The sequence below is a fragment of the Gemmatimonadota bacterium genome (assembly GCA_026706845.1).
Lineage (GTDB): Bacteria > Latescibacterota > UBA2968 > UBA2968 > UBA2968 > VXRD01.
The window spans coordinates 1-12988 of record JAPOXY010000164.1 but is presented as its reverse complement, the minus strand read 5'-3'; the positions used below and the strand labels follow the sequence as shown (position 1 = coordinate 12988).

At 50.3% G+C, this 12988-nt stretch carries 7 protein-coding genes; all 7 read left to right on the top strand.

Annotated elements, in window-relative coordinates:
* Window positions 1–2832, top strand: a 2832-nt coding sequence (locus tag OXG87_15425; protein ID MCY3870939.1) for an Ig-like domain-containing protein, incomplete at its 5' end; no start/stop codon positions are given.
* 99 nt (window positions 2833–2931) lie between these two features.
* Entirely contained in the window at window positions 2932–4260 is a 1329-nt protein-coding gene (locus OXG87_15420) for a cadherin-like beta sandwich domain-containing protein (protein MCY3870938.1), read from the top strand.
* Window positions 4261–4598: 338 nt separating this feature from the next.
* The gene (locus OXG87_15415; protein ID MCY3870937.1) at window positions 4599–5861 is read left to right on the top strand and encodes a BamA/TamA family outer membrane protein; all 1263 of its coding nucleotides are present in this window, start codon (window positions 4599–4601) and stop codon (window positions 5859–5861) included.
* Window positions 5862–5884: 23 nt separating this feature from the next.
* Complete coding sequence (locus OXG87_15410; protein MCY3870936.1) at window positions 5885–7564, top strand: hypothetical protein; 1680 nt, start codon at window positions 5885–5887, stop codon at window positions 7562–7564.
* A 160-nt stretch (window positions 7565–7724) separates the two neighbouring features.
* Entirely contained in the window at window positions 7725–9833 is a 2109-nt protein-coding gene (locus OXG87_15405) for a patatin-like phospholipase family protein (protein ID MCY3870935.1), read from the top strand.
* Window positions 9834–9888: 55 nt separating this feature from the next.
* Entirely contained in the window at window positions 9889–12606 is a 2718-nt protein-coding gene (locus tag OXG87_15400; GenBank protein MCY3870934.1) for a hypothetical protein, read from the top strand.
* A gap of 18 nt (window positions 12607–12624) precedes the next feature.
* The coding region (locus OXG87_15395) for a hypothetical protein (GenBank protein ID MCY3870933.1) at window positions 12625–12988 on the top strand (364 nt) is incomplete at its 3' end.

Below are 12988 nucleotides of genomic sequence, written 5' to 3'. Positions count from 1 at the left end.
GCTTCTGGATCAAATGATAAGACAGTCAAGCTGTGGGACGTGGTGACGCGCAAAAATACTGTTACCTTTGAAGGGCATACGGACTATGTCAATTCAGTGGGATTTTCTCCCGATGGCGCAACCATCGTTTCCGGGTCAGATGATGGCACGGTCAAGCTGTGGGACATGGCGACGGGCATAAATATCGCCACACTTGAAGGCCATACAGAGGAAGTTCTTTCGGTGACATTTTCACCTGATGGAACGACGGTCGCTTCTGGGGCAGAGGATGAGATGGTTAAACTATGGGACGTGGCTGAGGCGGTTCAGCCACAGCCTGCGGGGCTGGTGATAATATCCGGCAATGACCAGCCAGGCACACCCGGTGCCGCGTTGCCCAATCCCCTGATCGTTGAAGTGAAAGATCAGTACGGGAATCCCTTACCAGGTGCTCAAGTCACCTTTACAGTCACCGCTGGTGAGGGGAAGCTCAGTGGTCAGTTCACAGTTGAACAGGTAACAACAGATCCCAATGGCCGCGCACAACAAACGCTTACCCTTGGTCCCGGTCCGGGAACATACACTCTTATCGAGGTATCTGCTGGAAGTGAGCTGGTGATATTTACTGCTGGAACGCCTGACGTGCCACGCCCCAGGGACGGTGATTATTGGACATGGCATTTACCCAACGGCGTAACCGCACGTCTGGGCAAAGGTTGGATATTGGATATTGCGTATTCGAATGATGGCACGCGGTTGGCGGTGGGCAGTGGCATCGGTGTTTGGGTCTATAATGCACTCACCGGTGCCGAGATTGACCTCCTCACGGGACATACTTCTGTAATCCGCAGCGTCGCGTTCAATCCGGATGGCAGTACACTCGCTGGTGGCGGTTGGGACGGTACAATCCATCTTTGGGATGCCACCACAGGACAACATTTGAATACGCTCACGGGGCATCGGTCTGCAGTCCGTAGCGTCGCGTTCAGCCGGAATGGCACGCTTGCCAGTGGCAGTCAGGGCGGTACAATCCACCTGTGGGACGCCACCACAGGACAGCACCTGAGAGTGCTCACTGCGCTGGATGTGTTTGGAAATGCGGAGATTGTCAATAGTATCGCGTTCAGCCCGGATGGCAACACGCTCGCCAGTGCAGGAAAATCTTTTCTTAGTGGTATCATCCATCTATGGGATGCCACCACAGGACAGCGCAGGAAAAAGATCGAACCGGTGGGGGTGAATGCAGGCGGACTCTGGAGCGTCGCATTCAGCCCGGATGGTAGCACACTCGCTGGTGCCAGTCAGACTCTCCCGGGAATGCGCCATGGCGACCTCTATTTGTGGGATGCGACCACAGGCACAGAGCAACGTTTAGAAAAGTCCGATTTTCCTCCAGTGCCTACCTACTATTATAGTATCGCGTTCAGTCCAGATGGCAACACGCTAGTCAGTGGGGGCGGAAAGTTTTTTGGGGGAGGCAATATCGATTTATGGGATGCGGACACGGGGCAACACAAGCAGAGGCTCACAGGGCATGCGTGGCCTGTGCGAAAGGTCGCGTTCAGCCAGGATGGGCGATTCGCCAGTGGGGGCGGAGAAGAACTCCTTCTGTGGGATGCTACAGGACTACCCTTGAACACAGTTAAAGGGCATTCGTGGTTGGGTCGAAGCGTCGCATTTAGCACGGATGGGACGCTGGTCAGTGGCAATTGGGCTGGTTCAATAGATCTGTGGGATGCGGATACAGCACGGCACATGAAGAGGATTCCAGGGCATGCATCTGCAGTCCGGAGTGTTGTGTTTAGCCCGAATGGCAGCACACTCGCAAGTGTGGCTGGCAAAACAATCCGTCTGTGGGATGGGGTCACGGGACAGTACAAAATGAGCCTGCCCGATAGATCCTATGGAGGCTCTAGCTCTGGCATCGGAATCGGCATTGGTGGCATCGGCTTTGGTGACACCAGCGGCGGCCTCACTGGCATTAGAGTTGGAGGCATCACCATCGGCTTTGGCCTTGGCGGCGGTAGTGACCCCTATAAATATGACCCTTTTATTTTTTCGGTCGCGTTCTCAAGGGATAGCAGTATGCTCGCGGCTGGAAAAGGTGGAGACCATGTTCGTGGTTCTATTGATTTTCGAGACGCTACCACGGGAAAATTATTAAAGAGGATCACAGGGCTTGAGGCGGATGTCTGGAGTGTCGCGTTCAGTCCAGATGGCACACTCGCCAGTGGGAGTACGGACGGCGTCATCCGTCTGTGGGATACCACCAGCGAACAGCCCCTGAAGACACTCGAAGGGCATACGTCGGCAGTCTGGAGCGTTGCATTCAGTTCAGATGGGAAGACACTCGCCAGTGGAGACGCGGACGGTATCATTCGCCTGTGGAATGTCACAACCGGACAGTCCAAGAAGACACTCCAGGGGCATACGGATGATGTCCGAAGCATTGTGTTCAGTCCGGATGACAGCATACTTGTCAGCGGGAGTTTGGACCGCACCATCCGTCTATGGGATGCTACCACCGGACAACCCGGGCAGACGCTCGAAGGGCATCTATCGGAAGTCTGGAGCGTTGCGTTTAGTCGGGATGGGAGCATACTCGCCAGTGGCAGTTTGGATGGTACGGTTCTGCTGTGGGACATGTCGCCGTATGTCACAATTCAAGTCCAGACGCTCGACTTCGATGGCGATGGGGCTGTGGGTTTTGGCGACTTTTTGCTATTTGCGGCACAGTTCGGATTAAGCCGTGGCGATGCGGGGTATGATGCGCAGTACGATCTGGATGGCGATGGCACCATTGGATTTGGTGATTTTCTGCTCTTTGTCAACGCCTTTGGCAAAGAAGGATGATAAAGAATATGCGCTATGATTTGTGCTCTATTTGGCAAAGTCATAGACGGTTATCTGTTGCTTAATGCAGGAACCGGGCGAGGGCAGAGGAACAGACTCATGAAAACGCCAGCTATGAATTATAAATTTCTCTTACTGATTTTAGTCTTATCGGCCTTCGCACAGGGTATCAGCTACGGGCAAGAATCTGTTCCCTCGGTGAATGAATCAGGGACGGATGCCACACTAAGCAGGCTGACGGCCAGCCCGGTGGACATTATCGGCTTCGACAGCGATGTAACCGAATACCATGTCGGCGTTGCGAACACAGTAACACAGGTCATCATAACAGCTACCGCCACAGATGCAGGCGCAACCATCGAGATAGGTAAGAGTGAGACAGATAAGAACACCGTCGCCAGTGGTTCAGCGCAGGTGTTCTTGCTGGATGAGGGTCGGAACACCATGTATGTATGGGTTACTTCCCAGAGCGGAACTATAAAGAAAATCTATACAATCATAGTGGGTAGGAGCGTCGATTCTGCGTACGGCTGGAAAGCCGTTGAAGACTTCAACACGCTGCGTGCTGCTGGAAACCGAAGCATTGACGGTATCTGGTCGGATGGGACGACCATGTGGGTGGCGGACGAAAGCGGCGACGAGAAATTGTATGCCTATGACATGATATCCAAGGAGCATGTTCCGGAAAAAGACATCAATACGCTGGATGCCGCCGATAACGACGCCCCGGACGGCATCTGGTCGGACGGAACGACCATGTATGTCGCGGACGATCCGTCCTTCTTCGAAAAGATTTATGCGTACGACCTGGCGACCGGGGCCAGGGACCGCGACAAAGACATCAATGCGCTGGAAATTGCTGGAAACGACAACCCGGAAGGCATCTGGTCGGACGGAACGACCATGTGGGTGGCAGACATCTCTGACGAGAAATTGTATGCTTATGACATGATGTCTAAGGAGCGTGTCCCGAACAAAGACTTCAACACGCTGGATGCCGCCGGAAACGACGATCCGACGGGCATCTGGTCGGATGGGACGACCATGTGGGTAGCGGACGACTGGGACGAGAAATTGTATGCTTATGACATGATGTCTAAAGCGCGTGTCCCGGACAAAGATTTCAATACACTGAAATCTGCTGGAAACGGTAGCCCGGAAGGCATTTGGTCGGACGGAACGACCATGTGGGTGGCGGACGACTGGGACGAAAAAATATATGCCTACAACATGCCGCCCAACGGAGGCGCAACAGCGGGCGTGACCGACTTCAATGGCGACGGTCGGACCGATTTGGCTGACTTCTTACTGTTTGTCGATGCGTTCGGCGGTACCGACGCTCGCTTTGATCTGGATGGGGGTGGCACCGTCGGACTTAGTGATTTTCTGATCTTTGTAGATGCCTTTGGTAAAGAAGGGACTGGGTGAGTGCGTTCGGTTCTGATCCAACGTATAAGGATGATGCCTGAGCGGGTACCTGCGGTCACCAACAAGGAGGTTGATCTCTGTATTTTTGTATAGTATTTCTACTTTATATCACATAATTTGAGTTATATAACACAAGTCGATAATTTTTCGAGAATCGGTTGATGCGCTCATTTTTTCTTTCTCTTCCTTTATGTGTCCTTTTGTTTTGCCCCCCGAAAGACGCACATACCTCAACTTCGGTGACGTACACTGACAGTCTTTACAAGCACGATCCCTACGATATATCGCAAGCCAGAGTTACCGACAGCACGGATGTCTATGTTACAAAAACTTCAAAAGTGAAATATCTCTTGCGATCCCCCCGGTATATCTTGCTGACGATGGTCTATCCTTTGGAGAAATTCGCTATTCAAGTAGAGTACGCAAAACTGTGGATTCGTTACTATAAATTTTTCACCAATAAAGCGGGTACATTTGGTCTTTTCCCGTACGGGCAATTGGGAGGAGAAACAGGTACAGGGATTGGAGCGCGTCTTTTCCATACCAATATCCTGGGGCGCAAAAACGCATTGACTGCACACTATATCTATTCGGGCGAGCAGGGGCAATTTTGCGAAGGTCTGTATATTGACCCCAATCTATTGGACACGGGGCTTATTTGGAAAATTCAGGGTGGATATTTACGAACCAAAAATAGAAATGCCAATATAAACGGCGCAATAGATGACGACGAGTCGAGGCTTTTTGAACTCAAAAAAGTTGATGTTGAGACCTCTGTTGAATGGTGTTTGAAAACGGATGAGGTCGCGTCTATAGCGCCGCAGTTTAAAATGGTGGGCAGGCTCGGGTTTTCGCAGCGCAATTTTATGCCTGTATTGGGTGGATTGCAACCGCTTTCCGACCCGGGATCATCACCACAGGCACGCCTGCTTAAAGGGTTGGGTACAATATTCAAATTTTATCGCTTTGGACTTCAGGTGATGTATGATGACCGCGATTATAAAAAACCAGTTCGCCAGCTTTCACATCCTCCCAATTATCGATTTCCAGGCAGGATGGTTACACAACTTGGAGATCAGTTTTATTTTCAGCGAGATATTGGCTTTCCCGAACGCGGTGGATTTATCACTTTAGAAGGCGACTGGGTGACAGGCCCTGATCGCATTGCGTTCTACAAGATACGCGCCGAAGCTGCCCGTTATATCACGCTGTTCTGGAAGAACCGAATTCTGGTTCTGCACGCACGGGTGGATAAAGTGCGGTCAGTGGGGGATGGATTTGTTCCTTATACCGAGTTGATTCAATTGGGCGGCAATGAATCGGCACGCGGATACACGCGCGGTTATTTTCGCGGACAGGGTGCATTGCAATTTAATGTGGAGTATCGATATCCAATATGGGATTATTCGAATGTGTTTTTGTTTTGGGATGAAGCGCAAATTTTTGACCATTTTGGCGATTTGAGGTGGGGAGGGTTCCATTCTTCGTGGGGTGGCGGCATTGCATTTCGCACGGAGGTCGGTTTGCTCGGCAAAATCAAAATTGGGCATAGTACTGCCAATCGTTTCCTCATCGGATTTACGATGAGTCAGGCATTTTAGAAGACGCGGAGAAGACATTCTTGATGAAAAAGGATTTGCATAAATTGTGGGTATGGGTGCTTATGGCTTGTATTGCTGCCGAGGTTGAAGCGATCGACCGCCATTTATCAACTGCGCCAATCAAGTGGTTTGATCCCGATAATCGCAGTATTGCTCAACCCAAAGTAATTAAAAGGAATCTGATATGGGACATGGTCGATCACTCTTTTGTTTATCCAATGACTAAGAAGCTGGATTTGGGAAAGAGTGCGCGGCGGGTCGGGAATATTCTGAATATTGCGCCATCTCGTCAGGCAGATAATATCAATGTGCTGGATGAAGTACCCAATTCATCGTGGTACACGAATCGGCATTTTCTTGTGCGGATGGATGCTGCGGCGTTGGCCAAAGGACCGGGGCACGCGCATCCTGATACGAGCGGTTCATGGGAGATTATATCGGGAAAATTTGAGGGCCAGGCGCCTGAGTTTACAATTCGGGACGCAAAAGGAGATATTTATTTTTTGAAGTTTGACCCAAAAGATTATGAAGAGTTAGCGACAACTGCCGAGGTTGTATCGACAAAAATTCTGTATGCTGCGGGCTATCATGTGCCACAAAATTCCGTTGTTTTTTTTCGCGCCGAATGGCTTACCATCGGTCCTGAGGCGGAGGTGGCTGATGATGAGGGAAGGCGCAGGTCCATGACAGATGCAGACTTGCAAAATGTACTGTCTTCTATTGAAAAGCAAGCCAACGGAGATATTCGGTGCCTGGCAAGCAAGAGATTAGCGGGTGTTCCGCTCGGTGTTTTTGATTTTCACAGTCGGCGGAAAGACGATCCCAATGATCGCGTGAAACACCAGCATCGAAGGGAGTTACGGGGGTTGCGAGCGATCTCTTCGTGGATCAATGATGTAGATCGACGTGCAGCCAACACCCAGAATATGTTTGTGAAGGATGAACAGGGACGCCAATATATCAAACATTATTTGATCAATATGGACGCGACTTTGGGTAGTAATTCGGTGCGGCCTCACACGCCCAGGTCAGGAAATGAGTATTTTGTCGATTTTCGCTATATTGTTCCATCAGTTTTGGGGCTGGGGCTGTATCGAAAGGCGTGGGAAGATGCAAAGCCCATACATTTTCCATCAATTGGTTATTTAGAGAGCGATGTATTTTCGCCCAGGCGGTGGGTTACCAATTATCCCAATCCGGCTTTTCAGCGGTGTACAAATCGAGATGGGTACTGGGGGGCAAAAATCGCAATGGCGTTTAGCGATGCGGATTTGGCAGCTATTGTGAACACAGGGCATTTGAGCGACAAGAAGGCTGAAGAGAGACTCATTCAACTTTTGATTGCACGCCGCGATAAGGTGGGCGATTACTGGTTTCGACGCATAAATCCGCTGGATCGCTTTTGGATTGACCGACGAGGATTGCATTTTGAGGATCTGGCGATTGTGGGAAATCTGGCTACTGAAGCAGAGACCCGGTATTTTTATCAATTTTTGAGTCGCGAAGGAAAGGCGCAGGGTGCTGTGCGTCAACTCGATACGTCAGGGCACATACCCATACCACGCGATTTGCCGGATGGCCAATATTACGGGATAGAGATTCGGACCCTGAGGTCCGGATGGGCAGATAAGTACGTTCGGGTTTATTTTTTTGTTTGGAATGTCGGGCTATATCAGATTGTACGGGTTGATCGGCAGGAGTAGTTTCAATTCTTTCAAAGCCGGGAATCAGATGACAGGCAAAAATTTATACGCAACAAAATGCGGGATAGTTCAAAGCCTATTTGTTTTTTTATTGTGTTTCGGTTTTGTCCTGTTCAGTACACTTCCTGCTTTTGCAAAACAGAAGCCCCAAGTCGCACTTGTGCTCAGTGGAGGAGGCGCGCGTGGAGGGGCACATATCGGCGTATTGCGCGTGCTCGAGCGCGAAGGCATCCCCATTGATCTGATCGTGGGCGTGAGTTATGGTGCTCTGGTGGGAGGATTGTACGCTGCCGGATACTCTATTGATAATGTCGAACGCATTATTGTAGGAACAGACTGGTGGGAAATAACCAATAATCACCCCAACCGCCGTCTGTCGAATTTGAATCGCAAACCAATAGCTGATCGCCAGATGCTTGCATTGCGCCTCGATAAATTGAACCTGAAATTACCTTATGGGGTTTTTGCCGGACAAAAAATTCAGCATTTTCTCAATCAATTGACCCTTGGCGCAATTTATCGGGCGCGAAACGATTTTGATCGGCTGCCAACGCCTTTCCGCGCAATAGCAACAGATATTTTATCTGGCGAACAGGTCGTACTTAAAAATGGCTCGCTCGGCACGGCAATCAGAGCGAGTATTTCTGTTCCCGGGGTGTTTGCGCCGATAAGTACAGAACAAACCCATCTCGTAGATGGCGGCATTGTCAATAATCTGCCTGTAGATGTCGCATTAGACTCCGGGGCTGATTTTGTTATTGCCGTGGATTGTGCCACGCCTTTACGCACTCAAAAGCACGAAGTTGAAGATATTATCGACGTCATCGATCAGGCTGTTAGTTTTCGAATTGAAGAAAAAAAAATCGCAAATCGAAAACTCGCCCATGTGCTGATCATGCCCGATTTAAAAAAGTTTGATGGAGGCGATTTTAATCTGTCATATACCTTGATCCCTATTGGGGAAAAAGAAGCCGAAAAACATCTGGATGCGATCTGGAAGGCTCTGCAAACACTCGGCATTTCAAAGCGCGTTGAAAAGTCGAGACCGTCGATATTGCCAGATGATTTTGATTTTAGAACCTGGGTAGATATACCATCAGATATTGTAATTGATCGGGTGCGGATTGAGGGTTTAGAGCGCTATTCACAAGAGGTATTTACATCGCGGTTGGAAAAGTTTGTCAATAAGCCGATATCGTTTCGGAAACTGGAAAACGAATCTGGCCGGTTCTATGCGACCGGATTATTTCAAACGGTAGATTACGAGGTTATCTACCACGAAGACTACACCGAACTGGTTTTTCAGGTACTTGAAAACCCCCCCAGTGAGTTGAAAATAGGACTTCATTACGACAATGATTTTGGGGTTGCGGCACTGACCGAGTTTGCACATCAAAATGCTTATGGCCCCGTAGCAGAGTTTTATTTTCGCGGCCTGTTGGGCAATTTGAAGCTTGCTGAAATGGATTTAATTTTTCGCTCATCCAGGCGCCTGGGTTTCTTCGGGGAGATTCAGGGTTGGAATCAAGATCGGTTGTATTTTCAAAATGGGCAACACCAGGACACATATAACGAGAAGCGTTTTCGCGCGCGATTGGGCATGCAGGTTTTGTTCCACAGTTGGGGAGGTTTCAAAGTGGGGTATCAAGTCGAGCATGTCCGCATTCGCGATGCGGACAGTTCAATAGGCAATGCGTCTAAAGATCTGCCCGCCTTGTGGCTATCTGCAGGTATTGACACCCGAGACGATGCGTTTTTGACAAGACACGGCATCTATTTTCAAACGCAAGCAAAATGGGTTCATCGGACATTTTCACATAAGCAGGTGCAAACGCAACTCGCGTACTTCACCAGCCCCCATCCGCAATTGAGTGTGAGCCTCTGGTCTCACGGAGGCTATATGACACAGCCTGCACCGATTTATGAACACTTCGCATTAGGTGGTGCAGGACACTTTAGTAACACAGCATTGCGCGTTGTCGGTCTCAAACGCGACAAACTGCGGGCTTTCAGGTTCGTATCGGCGGGCATTTCTATTTGGAGCCACATGAAATTTTGGGGATCCATACCGCTCAGTGCTGTTGGAATTTTCTATCAGGGCGGCCTGTACAATATGTCTTCCAATCCGGATCAGCCCAATACCCGTATCCACGGTTTTGGTATTGGTGGTTATATCAGCACAACATTTTTAGGTCCCATTCGCGTTGATATTGTGAGTACAGAAGAAAAGGATATCCGGATTTATACCTCAGTCGGATTTGCGTTTTGATGCATATCTGTCCAACTGCAGGTTATACAAATCACCTTGAAACGAAAGGACAAACATGATATTTTCCAGATGGAACGCCATTTTACTCTTGCTGGTGTTCGCTTTTTCTTTTCCGGCAGAATCCACATCTGAGGAGGATTCACCGCCACCAGGATACAGGATTCACCGCTCTATCCCTCCGCAAGGTGCTAAGACCCACAGGGTGATTCCAGGAGAAAGATTCCGGGCCAGCGGGTTCAAACGCTGGTTCTACGGCAGCAATAACCGGGACCTCTGGACCACTCCTATCGAGGTTTCAGTCCTCGACCTCAACAGCGTAGGAGGTGGCTTGACACCGCTTCGCACCGGCGGATTCGGGCAGTCTATCTCGCTTCACTTTACAGGGGAAGACGGCCGCCGCTATACGGTCCGCTCCCTGGATAAAGATCCCACCAAAAGAATATGGGACGAACTCAAGGATACGATCGTAGATGACGTCCTTCAGGACTTGATCAGCGCGCTTTTGCCGACAGGGGCACTCGTGGCTGATCCGCTGATGGAAGCCACTGGTATCCTCCATTCCAAGCACACACTCGTAGTCATTCCGGATGATCCAGGGCTGGGAGAGTACCGCGAAGAGTTTGCCGGCCTTATAGGAACGCTACAAGAACACCCGTCTGAAGGGCCGGACGATACGCCCGGCTTTGCGGGTTCCCGGAGGATCAGCGGAACGGAGAGGCTGTGGGAACACCTTGAAGAAAGTCCTTGCAACCGCGTCGATGCCCGCGCCTATCTAAAGGCGAAACTGATGGATCTTTTCATCGGCGACAAGGACCGGCATTACGGCCAGTGGAGATGGGCGCAATTCCCCGATGGCGATTGTTATACATGGCTTACAATACCCGAGGACCGCGACCAGGCTTTTATCGGCTTCAAGGGATTTGCCATGGCCGTGGCGCGCAAAAGGCTTCCCAGACAAATCAAGTTCGAAGACAAGTATCCAAGCCTGGTGGGCCTATCGACCACTGGTTGGGAGATGGACCGCGAGTTTCTGGCTGAACTCAATAAGAGCGCGTGGGATTCGGTAGTAACGGCGTTTCGCAGGGACTTACCGGACTCCGTCATTGAGGATGCTGTGCGGAGACTCCCACCACCGTATTACAAAATGATTGGAGAATCTCTTACACAAGCTCTCAAATCAAGACGGGACGCATTGCCTGAATTTGTCAACAGATACTATGAATTGATTACCCGCCAGGTCGAAATCCAGGCGACCGATAAGGACGAATACGCCCAGTGTGAACACCTGCCGAATGGTGATCTCGCAGTCCGTATCGGTCTGATAGAAGGTACTGGAGGAGAAAGGAAGATACCCTATTTCCAAAGAACTTTCCACCCCCAGGAAACCCGGGAAGTCCGAATATATCTCCGGGGCGGAGATGACCACGCGGAAATATCGGGGACAAAAGGACAGATTGTCGTTCGCATTGATGGTGGCGGTGGGGATGACACGCTTACAAACGCATCCCAATCTGGTGCCTCAAAAACCCGGTTTTATGATTATCGTGGAAAAAATCAGTTTGCCAAAGGCAAGGGCGCGAAAATCGACGAACGACCCTACAAGCGACCTCCCGCGCGGCTTCTCCGCGCAAGGTATGCACTGGACTGGGGCGGACAGGCTGCTACTGCTCCGATTATCAGGGTAAACCCGGATATGGATGTATTCGTGGGGGCGACCTACCATCGGCAGCATTTCGGGTATCGAAAAGACCCTTTCTCTTCGCAACATTTTTTCAAGATCGGGCTGGCGAAAGACAGTGATCTCAAGGGGATCAAGCCCTTTGCCTCCTATACCGGAAACTTTCGCGAACTCCTGCGCGACTTCGACGCGAAAATCTACTTAAAATACTCCGGGTTCCAGACAATTAGGTTCAACGGATTTGGTAACAAAACGGAAATTCCGCGTCCATCTTCTTTCTATAAGGTGGAACAAAGACATTTCGTTTTCGCACCTGCCCTCGAGTTTCGAGCGGGAGATCATAAAGAAGATATGCCTCATATTGGTATGGGATTGCTCCGCTCGAAATTAACCATTGACTTTGGGCCAATTATCAAGTATTCAAACACACCTCTCAGTTCCAATAGGGAAAAATATATCGGTTCGCTCGATCAACCACTTTACGGTACGGACTCCTTCGGTCAGGTAGGCGCACTGGGTGAAGTCGTGTACGACACACGTAACGGTTTAGGGTATCCCACTCAGGGGGTCAGGGTCAGGGTTGCCGGAGACATCTATCCGGGCGTCTGGGATGTAGAATCGACCTTTGGCAGTATAGATGGGGCAGCCAGTACTTACCTGACAGCCCCTATTCCGACTACCCCGACCCTTGCCTTAAGAGCAGGTGGCAAGAAAGTGTGGGGAACCTTTCCCTTTCACGAAAGTGCCTTTCTGGGCGGATCCGGTTTTGTCGGCGGTGGCATATCCAGTGGCAATTTGCGCGGTTTCCGGAAAAATCGGTTCGCTGGAGAGACTGCGCTGTATGGAAATTCCGAACTGCGACTGGTTCTGACAAAAATCAAGCTGCTGGTGTCGGGAGAATTCGGATTATTCGGTACGGCTGATGCCGGACGGGTAATTTATGACGGAGATCCGGGCAATGCCGATAAATGGCACAACAGTATCGGAGGTGGATTCTGGATGTCTTTCCTCCAGCGCCAGCAGACCTTTAGCGCGGCAGTTGTAAAAGGCGATGACCTGACGGGCGTATATCTGCGCGCTGGTTTTATGTTTTAGTTCATGAAGGAGGATGCGATGCTCAACAACATCATCATACGTCTCGCCGTTTACTATATCACCTGGCTTTTGATTCTCAATGCGATTTTTCACATATTCCCCGAAATTCTCTATTACGTCGCCCAGGAGCGAGAACGCATCTTTGTAGGATCATCCCTTGACTCCGGGGCCGATCCGCCCATTCCGCTTGGAAACATCCAAGAAGGGGTAAACCGGCTCGCCGATCCGGAACACACGATTCCAGTTGTAGTCGCTTTGATACTGGCCTTCGCGGTTACCCTCCCAATTACCTGGGTATATGCCTGGACGCATCCGCCCAAGAAATACAGTCAAGCCTTTGTACAAACTCTGCTCGTGATACCTGTCGCGATCTCACTGGTTG

What these genes read in the sequence shown, in the direction of transcription:
- OXG87_15400 (MCY3870934.1), top strand. Translation starts at nt 9,889, where the DNA reads ATGATATTTTCCAGATGGAACGCCATTTTACTCTTGCTGGTGTTCGCT.
- OXG87_15420 (MCY3870938.1), top strand. Translation starts at nt 2,932, where the DNA reads ATGAAAACGCCAGCTATGAATTATAAATTTCTCTTACTGATTTTAGTC.
- OXG87_15410 (MCY3870936.1), top strand. Translation starts at nt 5,885, where the DNA reads ATGAAAAAGGATTTGCATAAATTGTGGGTATGGGTGCTTATGGCTTGT.